This is a genomic window from Comamonas sp. MYb396 (assembly GCF_037479555.1).
GTDB lineage: Bacteria > Pseudomonadota > Gammaproteobacteria > Burkholderiales > Burkholderiaceae_C > Comamonas.
Genome location: NZ_JBBGYU010000009.1, coordinates 35,663 through 53,126, shown reverse-complemented (window position 1 = coordinate 53,126; position 17,464 = coordinate 35,663). Strand labels below are relative to the sequence as shown.

General features: G+C 67.3%; 16 protein-coding genes. 5 read left to right on the top strand and 11 right to left on the bottom strand.

Annotation, left to right across the window (positions count from 1 at the left end; all coding sequences use genetic code 11):
* Position 1 precedes the first annotated feature (1 nt).
* Together WH265_RS19200 and WH265_RS19195 are read right to left on the bottom strand one after the other, a co-directional pair.
* On the bottom strand, positions 2 to 2,269 hold the full coding sequence (locus tag WH265_RS19200) for a TonB-dependent siderophore receptor (protein WP_339559447.1): 2,268 nt from the start codon (positions 2,267 to 2,269) through the stop codon (positions 2 to 4).
* A 199-nt stretch (positions 2,270 to 2,468) separates the two neighbouring features.
* A complete protein-coding gene (locus WH265_RS19195; RefSeq protein ID WP_339559352.1) occupies positions 2,469 to 3,392 on the bottom strand; it encodes a helix-turn-helix transcriptional regulator in 924 nt (307 codons plus the stop codon).
* A 162-nt stretch (positions 3,393 to 3,554) separates the two neighbouring features.
* Here WH265_RS19195 and WH265_RS19190 point away from each other — a divergent pair, with 162 nt between their 5' ends.
* A complete protein-coding gene (locus WH265_RS19190; protein WP_339559351.1) occupies positions 3,555 to 4,580 on the top strand; it encodes an alpha/beta hydrolase in 1,026 nt (341 codons plus the stop codon).
* Positions 4,581 to 4,585: 5 nt separating this feature from the next.
* The gene (locus WH265_RS19185; RefSeq protein ID WP_339559350.1) at positions 4,586 to 4,885 is read left to right on the top strand and encodes a DUF2218 domain-containing protein; all 300 of its coding nucleotides are present in this window, start codon (positions 4,586 to 4,588) and stop codon (positions 4,883 to 4,885) included.
* 6 nt (positions 4,886 to 4,891) lie between these two features.
* Here WH265_RS19185 and WH265_RS19180 read toward each other — a convergent pair whose 3' ends face one another.
* The 3 genes from WH265_RS19180 to WH265_RS19170 form a co-directional block, all read right to left on the bottom strand.
* Positions 4,892 to 5,749: a M48 family metallopeptidase gene (locus tag WH265_RS19180; RefSeq protein WP_339559349.1), complete on the bottom strand. Its 858-nt coding sequence runs from the start codon at positions 5,747 to 5,749 to the stop codon at positions 4,892 to 4,894.
* 142 nt (positions 5,750 to 5,891) lie between these two features.
* Positions 5,892 to 6,836 (bottom strand): DMT family transporter, encoded by a 945-nt coding sequence (locus WH265_RS19175; protein ID WP_339559348.1) that lies wholly within the window; start codon positions 6,834 to 6,836, stop codon positions 5,892 to 5,894.
* A gap of 87 nt (positions 6,837 to 6,923) precedes the next feature.
* The gene (locus tag WH265_RS19170; RefSeq protein ID WP_339535855.1) at positions 6,924 to 7,625 is read right to left on the bottom strand and encodes an AraC family transcriptional regulator; all 702 of its coding nucleotides are present in this window, start codon (positions 7,623 to 7,625) and stop codon (positions 6,924 to 6,926) included.
* A 161-nt stretch (positions 7,626 to 7,786) separates the two neighbouring features.
* Here WH265_RS19170 and WH265_RS19165 point away from each other — a divergent pair, with 161 nt between their 5' ends.
* From WH265_RS19165 to WH265_RS19155, 3 genes are all read left to right on the top strand, one after another.
* Positions 7,787 to 9,136, top strand: coding sequence for an AmpG family muropeptide MFS transporter (locus WH265_RS19165; protein WP_339559347.1), 1,350 nt, complete (start codon positions 7,787 to 7,789; stop codon positions 9,134 to 9,136).
* Positions 9,137 to 9,265: 129 nt separating this feature from the next.
* The gene (locus WH265_RS19160; protein WP_043340843.1) at positions 9,266 to 9,994 is read left to right on the top strand and encodes a response regulator transcription factor; all 729 of its coding nucleotides are present in this window, start codon (positions 9,266 to 9,268) and stop codon (positions 9,992 to 9,994) included.
* Between the two features lie 36 nt (positions 9,995 to 10,030).
* On the top strand, positions 10,031 to 11,302 hold the full coding sequence (locus WH265_RS19155; RefSeq protein WP_339535853.1) for a sensor histidine kinase: 1,272 nt from the start codon (positions 10,031 to 10,033) through the stop codon (positions 11,300 to 11,302).
* Positions 11,303 to 11,381: 79 nt separating this feature from the next.
* Here the strand turns inward: WH265_RS19155 and rbsD are convergent, their stop codons facing one another.
* The 6 genes from rbsD to WH265_RS19125 are packed head-to-tail and all read right to left on the bottom strand — an operon-like array spanning position 11,382 to position 17,395.
* The gene (rbsD, locus tag WH265_RS19150; protein WP_133857564.1) at positions 11,382 to 11,783 is read right to left on the bottom strand and encodes a D-ribose pyranase; all 402 of its coding nucleotides are present in this window, start codon (positions 11,781 to 11,783) and stop codon (positions 11,382 to 11,384) included.
* A complete protein-coding gene (rbsK, locus tag WH265_RS19145) occupies positions 11,780 to 12,754 on the bottom strand; it encodes a ribokinase (RefSeq protein WP_339559346.1) in 975 nt (324 codons plus the stop codon). The genes rbsD and rbsK overlap by 4 nt, the downstream gene beginning before the upstream one ends.
* On the bottom strand, positions 12,751 to 13,800 hold the full coding sequence (locus WH265_RS19140; protein ID WP_339559345.1) for a LacI family DNA-binding transcriptional regulator: 1,050 nt from the start codon (positions 13,798 to 13,800) through the stop codon (positions 12,751 to 12,753). Before WH265_RS19140 ends, rbsK begins: the two co-directional genes overlap by 4 nt.
* A gap of 8 nt (positions 13,801 to 13,808) precedes the next feature.
* The gene (locus tag WH265_RS19135) at positions 13,809 to 14,816 is read right to left on the bottom strand and encodes an ABC transporter permease (protein WP_339559344.1); all 1,008 of its coding nucleotides are present in this window, start codon (positions 14,814 to 14,816) and stop codon (positions 13,809 to 13,811) included.
* Positions 14,817 to 14,840: 24 nt separating this feature from the next.
* Positions 14,841 to 16,430, bottom strand: a complete 1,590-nt coding sequence (locus WH265_RS19130; RefSeq protein ID WP_339559343.1) for a sugar ABC transporter ATP-binding protein — start codon at positions 16,428 to 16,430, stop codon at positions 14,841 to 14,843.
* Positions 16,431 to 16,444: 14 nt separating this feature from the next.
* Positions 16,445 to 17,395 (bottom strand): sugar ABC transporter substrate-binding protein, encoded by a 951-nt coding sequence (locus WH265_RS19125; RefSeq protein ID WP_021027463.1) that lies wholly within the window; start codon positions 17,393 to 17,395, stop codon positions 16,445 to 16,447.
* Positions 17,396 to 17,464: the final 69 nt, after the last annotated feature.

Below are 17,464 nucleotides of genomic sequence, written 5' to 3'. Positions count from 1 at the left end.
ATCAGAACTTGGCCGTGAGCGAGGCGTAGAACGAGCGACCGGGCTCGTTGTAGGTTGCGGCACCGGCGCCGTAGATGGTGCGCGGGTTGTTCACACCCACGGCATTGCCCATGCGGTAGAGGCGCTTGTCAAACAGGTTCTTGATGCCGGCGGTCAGGGTGACATCCTTGGTAAAGCTGTAGCGCGCGCCCACGCCCACCAGCGCATAGGGGGCCAGGCGGCGGGTTTCCTCGCCAGTCAGCGGCAGACCCTGGTAGTCGAGCTTGTTGGGCTTTTGCCCGCCGTACCAGGTCACCGAGCCGAGCAGCTGCAAGGCATTGGTGGTCTGCCACTCCACGCGTGAATTGAGCGTGTACTTGGGGATGATGGACAGCTGCTCGCCGGTGGTCTTGTTCTTGCTCTGCACCATGTAGGTGAGGTTGTTGCTCAGGCGCACTGCGGGGCTGAGCTTGACGTTGAACGTGCCCTCCACGCCAGAGACCACCGCCTTGGGGATATTGGTCCAGGTGAACACATCGGCATTGGCATAGGCACCGGTGCCGCCGGTCGCGGTGCCCACCGGGGTCATGCCCGCATCGATTTTGTTGCGGTAGTCGTTGTGGAACAGGGTGACGCCGGCGAGCAGGCCCTCGTCGGCATACTCGATGCCCAGCTCCTTGTTGATGCTGGTCTCGGGCTTGAGGTCGGCATTGCCCATCAGATAGCAGGCCCCACCCGCGCCCCAGCAGCCAATGCCACGGCTGTAGAGCAGGTAGTTGGGGTTCATCTGGTAGAGGTTGGGGGCCTTGTAGGCCCGCGCCACACCGGCCTTCAACGTGACCTTGTCCGTCAGGTAGTGCGACAGGTTCAGCGACGGGCTCCAGTTGGTGCCCACCTCGCTGTGCTGGTCCAGGCGCAGGCCGGGGGTCAGCAGGGTTCTGGCATTGAGCTCGATGTTGTCTTCGACAAAGAGCGAGGCAATGCGCGAGGAGATCTTGCCGCTGCGGCCGGTGTTGTCCACCCCGGGCACGCTGCCAGCCTCGGTCGTGGTTTGCGAGACGGAGTTGCTGTCTTCGAGCTTTTGCTCCACCCACTCGGCGCCCACGGTCATCACATGGGGCAGGCTGCCCCATTTACCCCGGGCGCTGATCTCGCCATGGGCGGTCAGGATGTCGAGCTTGGAGGTGCCATAGGCATCGCTGGAGAACAGGCCTTCGGTGCCGCCGGCCAGGCCTTCGTTCATGCGGGTGTTGCGCGTGGTTTCGTACTGCAGGTAGGCGGTGGAGCTGCCAAAGTCGTACTCGCCCTTGTGCGTGACGGCATAGGTCGAGCGGTACATGCGGTTGGTCTCGGTGCCCAGCGCATCGAGCACGCGCTGCGAGGTGGCGACCAGGTTGCCATTCGCATCGACGGTGTAGTTGTTGGTGTTTTGCGTATCACCCGCATAGATGTTGCCCTGGCGCGCAAAGCTGGCATCCAAGTCGATGCGGTGGCCCGCTGCGGGCTTGAGGCTCAGGCGCCCCGAGAGGTTGCGGTCACGCACCCCTTCGCGGCCCGCAGGGAAGGTGCCGGCATAAATGCCGGTGCGGGTCGAGGCATGGCCTTGGTTGATGTCCCAGGCGTCCGCATCGGTCTTGTCCACATTGCCGCTCAGACGAAAGCCCAGCTGCTCGGAGATCGGCCCGGCCAGCGAGAAGCTGGTGCGGCTGCTGCTGCCGTCGCGCGAATCTTCTGGCTGGTTGTAGTACGCCGTCGCGCTGCCACTCAGCTTGTCGGGGATGCCCTTGGTGATGATGTTGACCACGCCGCCGGCTGCGCCATTGCCGTAGCGGGCAGCGGCGGGGCCGCGCAGCACCTCGATCTGCTCGACGGCCTCCTGCGGCACCCAGTTCATGTCGCCTCGCGTGTCGCGCTCGCCGCGCCAGCCGTAGCGCACCGATCCGCGGCTGTTGACGGGTTTGCTATCGACCAGGATCAAGGTGTTTTCCGGGCCCATGCCGCGCAGGTCGATCTGGCGGTTGTTGCCGCGCTGGCCGCTGCTGGAGTTGCTGGTCAGGTTCACACCGGGCTGCTGGCGCAGCACATCGGCGAGGTCATTGCTCGGCTGGCTGTCCAGGTCCTCGCGCGTGACGGTCGAGACGCCCGGTGCCTGCTTCCAGGCACTTTCTGCCGTGCCCAGCACCTGCACCGTCTCCAAGGTCGGATCCTGCTCCGACGGTGTGGTTGCCGGTGCCGGGGTTTGTGCCTGCGCCGCCGCCTGCACCCCCAACACCAGCACCGCTGCTGCCACAGCGCGCAAGCGCCACCCCTGTTCCCCTGCCTGGATCGCCATACCGCCCCTTTTGTAAAGATGAATGATTTTCATTACCAAGTACTGAATTCTTCCATCTGGGGGGCGGTCCGTGGTTTGCGCGGCCAACAAAGATGTTTGCGCCAGCGGCAAAGCCGCCCGTTCGAGGAACAGGCGGTCAATCAGGAGCAATTTGGCTTTAGACCCGGACCCGCGCCAGCTTGGGCGCCAGGCCAAAGCGCCGGCGGTAGGCGGTGGCAAAGTTGGCGGCGCTGGTGTAGCCAGCCAGCAGCGCGGCCTGGCCCACGGTAATGCCGTCGCGCTCCAGCGCCTGGCGGGCGCGCTGCAGCCGGCATTCGCGCAAAAACTCAAACACCGTGGTGCCGTAGACGCTGCGGAACTGGCGCTGCAAGGTGCTGGCATTGACGCCCGCCTGGCGCGCAATCGCATCCATCGACAGCGTATCGGCCTGGCCCGAGGCCAGAAACGCATGCAGCGCGCGCAGCCGCTGGTGCTCGCGCGGCAACAGGCCTGCCGCACTGCCGCCCGGAGCTGCGGCCTCGCCATCGCCCACGGTGGCCAGCGCCTCGCCCAAGAGCTCCAGCGCATGGCTCTCCAGGTACATGTGCTGCAGCAGCGGCGTCAGCCCCGGCGGGTGCACGATCTGCTCGGCAATCACCGCAGCGCGCGGCGACAGCTGCCAGTGGCGCGTGGCCAGGTGCTCGTGCATGAAGCGCTGCAGATCGGGCCAGGCAGCGCCATCGCCACCCCCGGCCTGGGCCAGCCAGGCGGGGGTGAGCCCCAGGCTGACACGGCGCGAGTACACGCCCGAGCGCGCCCGCCGCTCAAAGCGCTCGCGCTCGGCCACCGACACCAGCGCGGCGCTGGCGCCTGCGCCTTGGTGGCTCAGCGCCACCCGGGTCAAACCGTAAGAGACATCGATACGCCCTTCCAGCAACACCACCAGGCGCAGCCCGGCGTCGATCTCGGCCTGCGCGGTCTGGTCGCGCGGGTCGCAGCCGTCTTCGCTGTGCAGGTGCAGGCCCGGGCGCAGCTCGCGCAGCCGCGAAACATGGGCGCGCAGCTCTGCCTCGGCATTGGTCGCGGAATCAGGGGCGCGCATAGGCCAGGCCGGTAGAGCGTGTTGAAGGAGCCCAGCATGCGCAAACATCTTTCTTGCTGCAGCAAACATGGGCCAAGCGGGTTTGTGCCATGCTTGCCATGATAATTTCTTAATGCAAATCATTCTCAAGCCCATGGTTGATTTGCCGCAAGCCCAGCCCCTATGCAACTCGCCCTGCCCACCTTCCCCACCCTGCCCTTGGCCCAGCTGGCCGATGTGACCCGGCGCCGCCTGCTGGGCCTGGGCGCTGCGCTTGCGCTGCCCGGCTGCGCCTGGCAAAGCAGCCTGAAGGACGCGCCACCCGTGACCCTGCCCGGCACGCGGCAGCTGGACCTGCGCGCCCCCGGCATGCCCGGCCCGGGCGCACCGGATCGCGTGCACCGCATCATGGTGGCCGTGCCGCCCGCCCCGCCACCGCCCCAGGGCTACCCGGTGCTCTACCTGCTGGACGGCAACCTGCTGTTCACGCCCACCGCGCAGCTGATGCGCAACCGCTTTGCGCGCGGGCCCTCGGTGCCCACGCAAGGCGCCGTGGTCGTCGGCCTGGGCTATGCCGACAGCGCGGTGCTGGACCTGAGCGCCCGCAGCTATGACTACACGCCGCCTGCGCCCGGCCCCGCCACCGATGCGCGCGGACGCGCCGAAGGCGGCGCCGACCATTTCCTCGACTTTATCGACCAGCAGGTGCGCCCGCTGGTGGAGGGGAGCTTGCCGATCGACACCACGCGCCAGACCTTTTTTGGCCACTCGTATGGCGGCCTGTGCGTGCTGCATGCGCTGCTGACCCGCCCCGGTAGCTTTCAGCGCTATGTCGCCGCCAGCCCCTCGATCTGGTGGCGCGATGGCTTGGTGCTGCAAGCCTTGCCCGGATTTTTGGCGCATGCCGCCAGCCAGGCGAAGGATGCACCGCCGCTACGGCTGCTGGTCACGCAAGGCGAGCGCGAAGCGCGGCCTGCAGCGCCATCCACGCAGGCATCGCCGCCCGCGCCATCCGCCCCCGCGAGCGACCCGGCCCGCGACGCCATACGGCGCCAGCGCCAGAGCGCCCCGGGCATCCCCGCGCTGATGGAGGGCCTGCGCGGCGCGCCAGGCCTGGCGCTGCGCTATGCCAGCTTTCCCGGTGCCGACCATGGCAGCGCCATGCTGCCAGCGGCACAGCAGGCGCTGGCAATGGCGATCGAGGACTGAGTGCCATGTCCGAGCCCGCGCTGACAAGCCTCAGCACCCAAGGCCAGGTCGCCACCCCGGAGGCCAGCCGCTATCTGCAGCGCCTGTGCTACCACTTCAGCCGCAAGATCAGCGTGCAGTACGACAGCCACCAGGGCGAGGCCCAGTTCCCCTGGGGCCACTGCAGCCTGCGGGCCGAGGGCGACATGCTGTCCTTTGTCTGCAGCGCTGACAATCCCGAGGCACTGGCCAGGGTACGCCATGCAATCGACGCGCATGTGGCACTGTTCTCGCGCAAGAACCCGATGGTGGTGGCCTGGGTGTAAGACCGTTTAGCGCTTGGCTTGCTCGTAGAGGCCTTGCACCTTGGGCACATTGGCCTGCAGGCTGGCGATGCGGTTGGGCCCGGTCGGGTGGGTGGACAGAAAGCCGATGCCGCCTTTACCGGTGGCCGCGCCCATCTTCTCCCACAAGCTGACGGCGGCCTGCGGTGCATAGCCGGCACGTGCAGCGATCTCCAGCCCCACCAGATCGGCATCGGATTCATCGGAGCGGCTGAACTTGAGCGTCAGCAGCTGCCCGCCCAGGTTGGCGGCGGCGGTACCCATATCGCCCAGGCCAAAAATCGCCGCGCCCAGGCGGATGCCCAGCCCGGTGGCCTGGGTCTTGGCCAGCTGTTCGCGCGAATGCTCGCGCAGCGCATGCGCCATCTCGTGGCCCATGACCATCGCAATCTCGTCGTCACTCAGCTGGAGCTGGTCAATGAGCCCGGTGTAGAACACGATCTTGCCGCCGGGCATGCAAAAGGCGTTGATCTGCTTGCTGCCTATCAGGTTCACCTGCCACTTCCAGTCCTTGGCACGTGGGTTCCAGGGCAGGGCCTGTGCAATCAGGCGCTGGGCAATCGTCTGCAGGCGCTGCAGCTGGGCATTGCCCGGCCCCGCCAATGCGCCCTGCTGCTTGGCCTGCGCCAGCAGCTCCCCGTACTGCTGCTGCGCCGCCTGCTCCAGCGCTTCGGCTGGCACCAGGTTGCGCAGCGCCGATGACTTGCCTACATCCACCTGCGCCCAGGCACTGCCCGCGCTACCGGCACCCACCACGGCAGCCCCTGCGACCAGGGTCTGCAGCCAGGCGCGGCGCCCATGGCAGGCGCAGCTGAACAATGGTGAGGGATGGGGCAGATCAGGCATTCCAGTTCCAATCATGAAAACACGATGTTTGCACAAGTTTTTAACCAGCTTGTGGCTAAAACTATCGCCCTGGCCCAACAAGCAGATCACCGAAGCAAGAGTGTCACCCAATGGCCAAATCCCACTTCGTTGTCTGAACAAATCAAGCCCGCATCTCGGCTTTCACCACCACCCATAGCCCCAGCAGCACCGCCGCCAGCCCCACCCAGGCCACCCAGGGCTGGTGTTCGCCGACGATCCACACGGCCAGCACAAAGGCCGCTACTGGCTCGATGAGGCTGAGCGCCACCCCAGTGGGCCCCGAGATATGGCGCAGGCCCATCGAGAACAGCAAGTGTGCAATGCCCGAGACAACGGCGCCCAGATAGACGACCACCAGCACGGCAGACAGGCTCCACTGCGGCATGCCCGCATACAGCGCGGCCACCGGCAGCGCCAGCAGGGCCGCGCCGCTGAACACATAGAAGTTCACCACCTTGGGAGACATATGGCTGACCAGACGCTTATTGACCAGCGCATAGCCGGCATAGGACAGACCGGCGAGCAGACACAGCGCCAGCCCGGGCCAGGAGACCTGGCTGCTGCCGCCCTCGCCCATCACCATGGCCACACCACCGGCCACGCTGACCAGGGTGCCCAGCCACCACAGCGGCGACAGCGGCGCGCGCAGCACCACCGCCTGCAGCAGGCCCGCCCAGATGGGGCTGCTGCCAATGGCCACGGCCGTGCCCACGCCTACCCCCGCCATCTGCAGGCCGGCATAAAAGAACACGCTGTAGCCGCCAATGCCCAGCGATGCCCAGAAGAACGACGACAGCCGCAGCCCCGCCTGGCTGGGCCGCAGCACCAGGCTGCCGGTGCTGCCACGCCGCGCCCACAGCAGGCTCAGGCCCAAAAATGCCGCAGCCACCGCCAGCTGCGCCGCACCCACCCAGAACGGCGACAGCCCCGCCGCCCCCAGGTACTGGGCCGTACCGCTGGTGCCCCAGAGCACGCCGGCAATGGCGACCAGCGTAATGCCTTGCGCAGAGGCGCTGAAAAATGAAGAAGGGGCGGGGGATACCATGCCGCTGGAAGTCTGTGTCATGCCGCTATGGTGCCGCGACGGGGCCGGGGCAAATGTCGAGAAACGCTTGTGCCTGTGCTGGCCAACGTACCCAAAGTGCCCAGAGCATCAAGCGCCTGCGCCCTTGCGCAGGCTGCGGCTGCCCACACCGCGATCGCGCCGCAGCGCATAGGCCAGCGCGCTGGCCGTGCTGTAGCCGCAGCGCAGCGCCGTGGTCTCCAGCGGCTGGCCGGCGGCCAGCGCCTGGCTGGCCTCGGTCAGACGCAGGTCGCGCAGCCATTGCTGGGGGGTGCTGCCAGTCAGCTCCTGCCAGCGCACATGAAAGCGCTGGGCGCTCAGGTGCGCCAGCGCCGCCAACTGGGGCGTGCGCCAGTCGCCGGCCAGGTCGGCCCGCACTGCAGCGGTGATGGCCTGCACATCGAGTGCGCGGCGCAGCAGCAGCGCGGGCGACTGCTGCACCCAGGCCACATGGGCCTGGGCCACCGTCAAGGCGGAGGCATGGGTGGCGAGCCAGTCGCGCGGCGGGGCGGCAAAGCGGCGCATCTGCGCCCAGTCGGCGCCGTCGGGCACATCCACCACGGCCAGCGCGCTGCCCTTTTGTGCCAGGTAGGCGTGGGTGGCACCTGCCGGTATCACCACGCCGCTGGCAGTGTCGACATAGGCGGCCTTGCCATCGACCTCCAGCTCCATGCGGCCGGCCAGCGCATACAAGAGCTGCACATGGTCATGGCTGTGCGCCTGCTGCTCGCCTTCGTAGTGGCGAACAGAGTAGTCAGGAGCCAGCAATCGGTGGTGGTGGTGGTCGGCCATGGCAGCAGCGGTGCATCAGTGCATAGCGCACAGTGTAGCCAAGCGCTGGCGCTGGCCCCTTGTTGCCCCGCTTGCCCCGGTCAGCAGCGCGGATCAGCGTATATTGACGCATTGTCCGGGCCTGGCCTGGCCCGCCCCTTTTTACTGCACGCCTCGTCCGCATGGCCGACACCTCTTCGCCCGCTACCGCCTCCTCCCCCGCCGCCCGCCGCTCCTGGGCGGACACGTTTCGCGTCTATACCGAGCCGGCCAGCCTGCGCATGCTGGCGCTGGGCTTTTCTGCCGGCCTGCCGCTGCTGCTGGTGCTGGGCACCTTGTCGTTCTGGCTGCGCAAGGCAGGGATTGACCGCAGCACCATTGGCTACCTCAGCTGGGTGGGCCTGGCCTATGCCTTCAAATGGGTCTGGTCGCCGCTGGTTGACCGGCTGCCGCTGCCGGTCCTCACGCGCCTGCTGGGGCGCCGGCGCAGCTGGCTGCTGCTGGCCCAGGGCCTGGTAGTTGCCGGCCTGCTGGGCATGGCCTGGGTCGATCCGCAGCTGCACCTCAAGCATGTGGTCTGGTGCGCGCTGGCGGTGGCCTTTGGCTCGGCCACGCAGGATATTGCGCTCGATGCCTACCGCATCGAATCGGCCGATGCCGATCGCCAGGCGGCGCTGGCCGCCACCTACCAGACCGGCTACCGCATCGCGATGATCTGGGCCGGCGCCGGCGTGCTGTGGCTGGTGGCCCTGGGCCTGCAAGAAGGTGCGGGCGACTACCAGCGCCAGGCCTGGGGCTTTGCCTATATGGTGATGGCCGCCTCGATGCTGGTGGGCGTGGTCACCGTGCTGCTGTCGCCCGAGCCGGCGGCCAAGCCCATGACCCCCGCCCGCAATGCCGCCCAGTGGCTGCAGGAGGCGCTGGTCGCCCCGTTTGCCGACTTTGTTGGCCGCTACGGCTGGCATGCGGTGCTGATCCTGGCGCTGATTGCGATCTACCGCATCTCGGACGTGGTGATGGGCATCATGGCCAACCCTTTCTATGTCGACATGGGCTACACCGAGGCCGAGGTCGCCTCGGTCAGCAAGATCTTTGGCGTCATCATGACCTTGGTCGGCGCCTTTATTGGCGGCGTGATCTCGATGCGCATCGGCGTGATGCGGGTCTTGATGCTGGGCGCCGTGCTGTCGGCCGGCAGCAACCTGCTGTTTGCCTGGCTGGCCACGCGCGGCCATGACCTGGTGGGCCTGATTGCGGTGGTCTCGGCCGACAACCTGGCCGGCGGCATTGCGTCGGCCGCCTTTATCGCCTACCTGTCGAGCCTGACGAATGTGAACTACTCGGCCACCCAGTACGCGCTGTTCAGCTCGATGATGATGCTGCTGCCCAAGTGGATTGCCGGCTTCTCGGGCGTCTATGTGGACCATTTTGGCTATGCGCAGTTCTTTGTGTCGACGGCGCTGCTGGGGCTGCCGGTGCTGGTGCTGGTCTGGCTGGCCTCGCGCATCACACCGGTGCCGGGCAGGTCATAAAGAGGTTGACAGGGCCCGGGCGCGGTTTACCAAACTTTACGGCAGGGACAATCCGGCGCGACCCCAGCGTGCCACCATGGCCCTCTATAGCAAAATCTGCGGGTTCACCCGCCCATAACCATGACTGCCATGCATACCCACCAACTGTTGATGATCGAAGATGACGAGCGTCTGGCCAATATGGTGAGCGAGTATCTGGCCCAGTCGGGGCTGCAGGTCAGCCACATGGCCGATGGCGCCAGCGGCCTGTCGGCCCTGCAGGACCCGGCCAGCGGCCAGTCGCCCGACCTGGTCATCCTCGACCTGATGCTGCCCGATCTGGACGGCCTGGAGGTCTGCCGCCGCATCCGTACCTTGAGCGGCCCCGCAGCCCAGGTGCCTATCCTGATGCTCACCGCCAAGGGCGACCCGATGGACCGCGTCATCGGCCTCGAAGTGGGCGCCGATGACTACCTGCCCAAACCTTTTGAGCCGCGCGAGCTGCTCGCCCGCATCCGCGCCATTCTGCGCCGCCGCGTCGATGGTGGCAGCGCCGCAGCCCCCGCCAGCCAGGTGCTGCGCTTTGGCAGCCTCGAGATCGACCGCGACGCCCGGGCTGTCACCATCAGCGGCAAGCCCGCCGACCTGACCAGCTACCAGTTTGACCTGCTGGTCACCCTCGCCGAGCGCGCCGGCCGCGTGCTCAGCCGCGACCAGATCATGGAAGCGGTGCGCGGCCGCGAGCTCGAGGCCTTTGACCGCTCCATCGATGTGCACATGGGCCGCATCCGCGCCGCCATCGAGGCCGATGCCAAGAATCCGCGCCGTATTCTGACCGTGCGCGGCGTGGGCTATGTGTTTGCCAAACAGCAGGACTGAGCCCCGGCGCTAGCGCCCCTTTGCACGTTTGCACGCATGCATCTCTACAAATACTTCGCCGAGCGGCTTTATCTGCGCATCTGGCTCACCGTGGTGGGCGGCGTGGCCGTGCTGATCCTGGTGATTGGCTGGGCCTGGCAGGCGGCGGCGGAGAAAAACGCCACGCCGCTGCAGCCGCCCGCGCGCGAGCTGCTGATCCGCAGTGCCGATGGCGGGGTGCTGCTGCATGGCGAGGCAGTGCGCCAGCCCGGCGACCCGAGCGAGCTGGTGCTCTACCTGATTGAGGACGACCAGGGCCGCACCTACGAGATGGAGCTGCAGCGCCGCTCCGGCCGGGGTGAAGGCCACCGCCCACCGCCGCCCAACCTGGGCCCCTGGTGGTTCTGGGTCAAGCCGCCGTTTGGCTTTTTCTGGATGCTGGGGCTCATCGGTGTCGTCGTCGTGGTCGGCGTGTTCCCCATCATCCGCCGCCTGATGGGCCGGCTCGAGGCGCTGCGCAAAGGCGTCAAGCAGTTTGGCGATGGCGACCTGTCGGTGCGCGTCGATGTACGCGGCAATGACGAGGTCAGCGACCTGGCCGAGCAGTTCAATGCCGCCGCCGCCCGTATCGAGGCGCTGGTGCAGGCGCACAAATCGCTGCTGGCCAACTCCTCGCATGAGCTGCGCAGCCCGCTGACCCGCATCCGCATGGGGGTGGAGCTGATGGGCGAGAAGCCCTCGCCCACCTTCAAGCAGGAGATCCAGCGCAATATCGCCGAGCTCGACCAGCTGGTTGACGAGATCCTGCTGGCCAGCCGCCTGGGCGCGCGCGAGGCCGATGTCGGCAGCTCCGAGATGATCGACATCATTGGCCTGTGCGCCGAAGAGTGCGCGCGGGTCGAGGCCGACCTGGAAGTCGCCGACATGCATGGCGATGCCATCGAGGTGCGCGGCATTGCCAAGCTGCTGCGCCGCGCGGTGCGCAACCTGCTGGAAAACGCCCGCCGCTACTCCCAGGGCCCGATCACCTTGTTCTTGGACAAGCAAGGCGCCTATGCCGAGATCCGCGTGGCCGACCGGGGCCCCGGCGTGCCGCCCGACCAGCGCGAGCGCATTTTTGAATCCTTTTACCGCATGCCCGGCGCCAGCGAGCGCCATGGCGGCGTGGGCCTGGGCCTGGCCCTGGTGCGCTCGATTGCCGAACGCCACGAAGGCAGCGTGCACTGCGAGGGGCGTGAGGGTGGCGGCGCAGTCTTTGTGCTGCGCCTGCCGCTGGCGCCGCTGGCACGCAGCACGCCGGCGCAAACGTTGCCTCCGGCTAGCGTCTAAGCCACCACCGAACGCTTGTTCAAAGGGCCTCTTGCTTTGCAGCAGAGGCCCTTGTTGATGGCACGTTGGATGTCAGTGCTTAGAACGCGACGCCGGAGCGCAGCGCGATATTGGCGTACGGCGTGCACTCGCCGGTGCGCACCACCGCTACGGCCTGGCGGCTCATGGCCTTGAATTCTTCGTGCGAGACGCACTGCGGCGCGCTGGGCAGGCCATCGGCCTGGCGCTGCTGGTACCAGGCCGGCAGTTGCTGACCGTCCAGGCACTCATTGGCGACGATGGCCGCTTCCACCTGCAGCTCGCTCAGGATGGCCTGCAGCACCTGGTCCAGGCTCGGCACACCGCGCGCCACGGCCAGGTCCACGCGGCGCACGCCGGGGGGCACCGGCAGGCCGGCATCGCCAATCACCAGCATGTCGCCATGGCCCATCGCGGCGATGATTTGCGACAACTCGATATTCAACAGCGCAGCACGCTTCATAAGGGGCTCCAGGGGCTCGCTTCGGTGCGGGTCGCTACCTCGGCATGAAAGGGGATGGACGGCTGCGCGCCAGCGCGGGTGACGCAGATGCCAGCGGCGCGGATGGCCCACTGCGTGGCCTCGTCCAGGCTGGCACCGGAGGCCAGCTGCACGGTGAGCGCGCCCAAAAAGGTGTCGCCCGCAGCGGTGGTATCGACCGCCTGCACCTGGGGGGCACGGTGCCAATGGGCGGGGGCTTCGGCACCCGCTGGCGAGTTCGCATCGCAGCAAACGGCGCCCTGGCTGCCCAGGGTCACCACCACCTGGCCGGCGCCCTTGGCCTGCAGCCAGCGCGCGGCGCGGGCGGCGCTCTCGGGGCTGTCGACCGGGCTGCCACTCAGCTGCGCGGCCTCGGCTTCGTTCACCACCAGCACATCGATGCGGGGCCACCAGGCATCGGGCAGCGGCTGCACCGGCGAGGGGTTGAGCACCGTCTTGCAGCCCACGGCGCGCGCGCTGCGCAAGGCCTGGTCCACTTCTTCCAGCGGCGTCTCGAACTGCAGCACCACATAGTCGGCATCCTGCAGCAGCGGGCGCAGCACCGGCTCGGTCACCTGCAAGCGCAGGTTGGCACCGGGCACCACCACGATCTGGTTCTGGGCACTGTCATCGACGCTGATGACAGCCACGCCGGTGGCATCGCGCGCGCTGCGCTGCACATGCTGCACATCGATATGGTCGGCGACGAGGCCGGCGAGCAGCTGGTCGGCATAGGCGTCCTCGCCCACGCAAGAAAGCAGGCTCACGGCCGCCCCCTGGCGCGCGCAGCTGACGGCCTGGTTGCCGCCCTTGCCGCCAGGCACCTGGCTGAGCGACTGGCCCAGCATGGTCTCGCCCGCGCGCGGCATATGCGGCACGCGCAGCACCAGGTCCATGTTCAAACTGCCGAGCACCACGATACGTGGGGCCTGGCTCAAGATAGGCACATTCACAGGGTTTCTCCAATCGCAATCGGCACGGCGGCCCGGGCCAGGGCCCGGCTGCTCTCCCGGGTCACCAGCGCCGGCACCAGCAGCTGCGTGGCCGCCGCGACAGGCTCGGCGCTGCGGCCCGCCTGGATGCGTTCTAGCAGCCAGGCCAGCGCTTGCTCGGCCATGGCCTGGGTGGGCTGGGCCACCGTGGTCAGCGCCGGCTGGGTGTAGCCCGCCAGCTCGATATCGTCATAGCCCACCACGGCCACATCGCGGGGCACTTGCAGGCCTGCTTCATGCACGGCGCGCAGCGCGCCCATGGCCATCAGGTCGTTGCAGGCAAACACAGCCGTGGGCCGGTCGGCAGCACGGTCGCGCAGCAGGCGCCGCATCGCCACATAGCCGCCATTGGCGGTGAAATCGCCATGCACCAGCAAATCGCTGGGCAGGCCCACCAGCTGCAGTGCCTGGCGCCAGCCCTGTACCCGCTGCTCGCTGGACTGCAGATCCTGCGGGCCGCCCACGCAGGCGATGCGCTTGCGGCCCAGCGCCATCAGGTGCTGGGTGGCCAGCATGCCGCCTTGCACATGGTCGGTCTGCACGCAAGGCCGCTCCAGGCCGGCAATGGCCCGGTCAATCAGCACCATGGGCAGCGCGGTTTGCGCCAGGTGCTGGGACATCAGCGCATCATCGCTGGTCGAGGCCACGATCAGGCCATCGACCCGCTTTTGCGACAGCACATCCAGGTAGACCTGCTGGCGCCCGGCATGGTTGTCGGTATTGCACAGCAGCAGCGCATAGCCGGCGGCAAAGCAGGCGTCTTCGACGGCGCGTACCAGCTCGGCAAAATAGGGGTTGGAGTTGTCCGGCACCAGCATGCCGAGGGTGTGCGTGGCGTTGATCTTGAGGCTGCGCGCCACGGCGCTGGGCACATAGCCCAGGGTCTGCACGGCTTCGAGCACGCGCTCTTGCGTGGCTGGCAGCACCGAACGCGTCTTGTTGAGCACATGCGAGACCGTGGTGACGGACACGCCCGCCAGGCGCGCCACGTCCTTGATACTGCTCATTGCCACCGTCAGGCCCGGCGTGCGGCACGGCGCTGGCGCACCGTGTCGATGATCACGGCCACGACGATCACAGCGCCGGTGATGATGCGCTTGGCAGGCTCGCTGGCGCCAATCTGGGCCAGGCCCGCTTCCAGCACCGCGATGATCAGCACGCCAAAGAAGGTCGCGATCACCGAGCCGCGTCCGCCCATCAGGCTGGTGCCGCCAATCACGACGGCCGCAATCACCTGCAGCTCCATGCCGCTGCCGGCATTGGGGTCGGCCGCTTCGAGGCGCGCCGACTGCATCAGGCCGGCCAGGCCGGCGAGCAGGCCGGTCAGCGCAAACACCAGGATGCGGATGGGTCGCGGGTCGATACCGGCCAGGCGCATGGCCTCTTCATTGGTGCCGATGCCCACCACATAGCGGCCAAACACGGTGCGGGTCAGCACAATCTGGCCCAGCGCCACCACGACGATGGCGATGACAAAGGCGGCCGAGACACCATAGGCAATGGGCGCGGCCAGGCCCGAGATCGCGTCGCCCACATACTGGGTGCGCGAGTCGGTCACCAGGTAGGCTGCGCCCCGCAGCGCTTCGAGCATGCCCAGCGACACGATAAAGGTCGGCAGGCGCCAAACCACCGAGATCGAGCCCAGCACCGCGCCACACAGCAGGCCGCAGAGCAGGCCCAGCGCGCCGGCGGCCCAGGGGTTGAGGCCCCAGACCAGAATCGCCTGGGCCGCCACCGCCGCCGACAGCGCCAGCACCGAGCCCACCGACAGGTCAATGCCCGCCAGGATCAGCACAAAGGTCATGCCCACGGCCATCACCGCCAGTGCGGGGATCTCGTTGGCGATGGTGACAAAGGTCTCGGCGCTCCAGAAATACTCGCTCAGGAAGCTGAACAGCGTGACCATCGCGGCCAGCACCAGAAACAGGCCCACATAGGTGCCCCAGGCCTGCATGCGGCCCGAAGAGGCCTTGGCAGCCGACGGCGTAGGCGCGCTGGCGCGCGCGGAAAGGGGGGTGGTCATGGCTTGGTCCTCTTGCCTGCTTTTTTATTCGGGGGTTGCAGCCTGGGCTGCGGCGTGGGCCAATGGGGCTTCATCCACATTGCCAAAGGCGGCGGCCAGCAGCTGCTGGTCACTCCACTGGCCGCGCTCGAACACGGCCACCAGCTCGCCGTCATGCATCACGCCAATGCGGTCGCACATGGCCATCAACTCGCGCAGATCGCTGGAGACCATCAAGACGGCCTTGCCGTCGTCGCACATGCGGTCGATCTCGTGGTAGATGTCAGCGCGCGCGCCCACATCGACGCCGCGCGTGGGCTCGTCGAGCAGCAGCACATCGCAGGGCTGGTGCAGCCAGCGGGCAAACACCACCTTTTGCTGGTTGCCGCCGCTCAAGGTGGAGACAGCCTGCTCGGCGCTGCGCGAGCGGATGCGCAGGCGTTCGACAAAATGGCGCGCCACTTCGCTCTCCTGGGCGCGCTGCAGCCAGCCGCCGCGCGCAATCTTGTGCATGCCCGCCAAGGTGGTGTTGGCGCGGATGGATTGCGACAGCAGCAGGCCTTGCGACTTGCGGTCTTCGGTCACCAGGCCGATGCCGGCGCGGATGGCCTGCACCGGGCTGCTCCAATTGGGCGCCACCGTATGCGTGGCGGCCGCGCTGCCAGCGGCATGCAGGCTGATCTCGCCCTGCTCGGCGCGGTCTGCACCAAACAGCAGGCGCACCAGCTCGGTACGGCCCGAGCCGACCAGGCCCGCCAGGCCCATGATCTCGCCCGCATAGAGCGACAGACTCACGCCGCGCACCTGCGCGCCGCGTTGCAGATTTTTCGCAGACAGGCGCAGCGCACCGCGTGTGCGGCGCGGCCGGCCTTCGTTGTCCTGCACCGCATGGCCGACCATGCGCTCGACCAGCTCATGCTCCTGCACGCCCTGCATGGGCCGCACATCGACGAGGCGCCCATCGCGCAGCACGGCCACGCGGTCGGCAATGCGCTGCAGCTCTTCGAGCCGGTGCGACACATAGACCAGGGCCACACCGCGCGCCTTGAGCAGCGCGATCTGCGTGAACAGGTGCTCGGTTTCCTTGAGCGTGAGCATGGCGGTGGGCTCATCGAGCACCAGCACCCGCGTGCCATCCTGCAGATTGCGGGCGATCTCCACCATCTGCTGCTGGCCAATGCCCAGCTGCGAGACGGGGGTGTCCGGGTCGATATGCTCCATGCCGATCTTGGCCAGCTGGGTGCGGGCCAGCGCCCGCATCGCCGCATGGTCCAGCCAGCCCATCTTGTGGGGGAGCTGGCCCAGCAGCAGGTTTTCGGCCACCGTCAAGGTGGCCACCAGGCCCAGCTCCTGCATCACCATGCGCACGCCCTGGCGCTCGGCATCGCGGCGCGATGTGGGGGCAAAGGGCTTGCCATCGAGCTGCATCTGGCCCTGCGATGGATCCACCAACCCGCACAGAATCTTGGACAAGGTGCTCTTGCCCGCGCCGTTTTCTCCGGTCAGCGCCATCACCTCGCCCGCATGCAGATCCAGGCTCACGCCCTCGAGCACCAAGGTGCCGGAGTAGGCCTTGCCCATCTGCTGCAAACGCACGCGTGGCGTGCCGGCGCCTTGCGCCTCAGTCGTTGCCATGGTGTGCGCCGTTGTTACTTGCTGTCCTTGGTCACCAAGGCCACATCGGTCTTGACCTCAGCGGGCAGCTCGCTCTGCTTTTTCTTCTCGGCCAGGGCCTTGAGCGCGATCTCGATACCGAACACAGCCTGCTTGGCAGCGTACTGGTCAGCAGTCGCCAGCACGCGCCCGTCCTTGAGCATGGGCTTGATGGCGGCGATGTTGTCATAGCCCACCACCTGCACCTTGCCGGTGCGGCCCGAGGCCTTGACCGCTGCGACCACGCCCAGCGCCATGCTGTCGTTGCCCGCCATGATCGCCTTCAGATCGGGGTGCTCGCGCAGCATGCCGGCAGCCACCGTGTTGCCCTTGTCGATTTCCCACTGGCCCGATTGCAGGCTGACCACATTGGCGCCAGCGGCCTTCATCGCGTCCTGGAAGCCCAGGGTGCGCTGCTGGGCATTGAACGTGGTCGAGACGCCTTCGACGATACCCACCTTGTCACCGGCCTGCAGCTGCTTGCCGAGGAACTCGCCCACCAGCTTGGCGCCGGCACGGTTGTCCGGACCGACAAACGGCACGTTCAGGTCCTTGCTCTTGAGCGCGTCGGCATCGAGCTTGTTGTCGATATTGACGATCAGCACGCCCTTGTCGGCTGCATTTTTCAGCACCGACACCAGGGCCTTGGAATCTGCCGGAGCGATCACGATGGCCTGCACGCGCTGGGCCACCATCTGCTCGACCATCTTGATCTGCGCGGCCGTATCGGTCTCGTCCTTGATGCCGTTTGCCACCAGCGTGTACTGGGCGGCATTGGCCTTCTGGTGCGCCTTGGCGCCGTCTTCCATCGTGCGGAAGAACTCGTTGGCCAGCGATTTCATCACCAGCGCCACCTTGGGCTTGTCAGCCGCGACGGCTTGGTGGGAAAAACCAGCCACGGTGGCCAAAGCCAGCGCAGCAGTCAGGGTACGGCGGGTAAAGCGCATGAGATAAGTCTCCGAAGGATTGTTGTGCATCACGCGGCGCTATCCACAGCAGTAGCCGCGAGATGCCGC

Coding starts and splice junctions, on each gene's coding strand:
- WH265_RS19155 (WP_339535853.1), top strand. CDS start 10,031: ATGCATCTCTACAAATACTTCGCCGAGCGGCTTTATCTGCGCATCTGG.
- WH265_RS19135 (WP_339559344.1), bottom strand. CDS start 14,816: ATGACCACCCCCCTTTCCGCGCGCGCCAGCGCGCCTACGCCGTCGGCT.
- WH265_RS19175 (WP_339559348.1), bottom strand. CDS start 6,836: ATGACACAGACTTCCAGCGGCATGGTATCCCCCGCCCCTTCTTCATTT.
- WH265_RS19185 (WP_339559350.1), top strand. CDS start 4,586: ATGTCCGAGCCCGCGCTGACAAGCCTCAGCACCCAAGGCCAGGTCGCC.
- WH265_RS19130 (WP_339559343.1), bottom strand. CDS start 16,430: ATGGCAACGACTGAGGCGCAAGGCGCCGGCACGCCACGCGTGCGTTTG.
- WH265_RS19160 (WP_043340843.1), top strand. CDS start 9,266: ATGCATACCCACCAACTGTTGATGATCGAAGATGACGAGCGTCTGGCC.
- WH265_RS19140 (WP_339559345.1), bottom strand. CDS start 13,800: ATGAGCAGTATCAAGGACGTGGCGCGCCTGGCGGGCGTGTCCGTCACC.
- WH265_RS19180 (WP_339559349.1), bottom strand. CDS start 5,749: ATGCCTGATCTGCCCCATCCCTCACCATTGTTCAGCTGCGCCTGCCAT.
- WH265_RS19195 (WP_339559352.1), bottom strand. CDS start 3,392: ATGCGCGCCCCTGATTCCGCGACCAATGCCGAGGCAGAGCTGCGCGCC.
- WH265_RS19165 (WP_339559347.1), top strand. CDS start 7,787: ATGGCCGACACCTCTTCGCCCGCTACCGCCTCCTCCCCCGCCGCCCGC.
- WH265_RS19170 (WP_339535855.1), bottom strand. CDS start 7,625: ATGGCCGACCACCACCACCACCGATTGCTGGCTCCTGACTACTCTGTT.
- rbsD (WP_133857564.1), bottom strand. CDS start 11,783: ATGAAGCGTGCTGCGCTGTTGAATATCGAGTTGTCGCAAATCATCGCC.
- WH265_RS19190 (WP_339559351.1), top strand. CDS start 3,555: ATGCAACTCGCCCTGCCCACCTTCCCCACCCTGCCCTTGGCCCAGCTG.
- WH265_RS19125 (WP_021027463.1), bottom strand. CDS start 17,395: ATGCGCTTTACCCGCCGTACCCTGACTGCTGCGCTGGCTTTGGCCACC.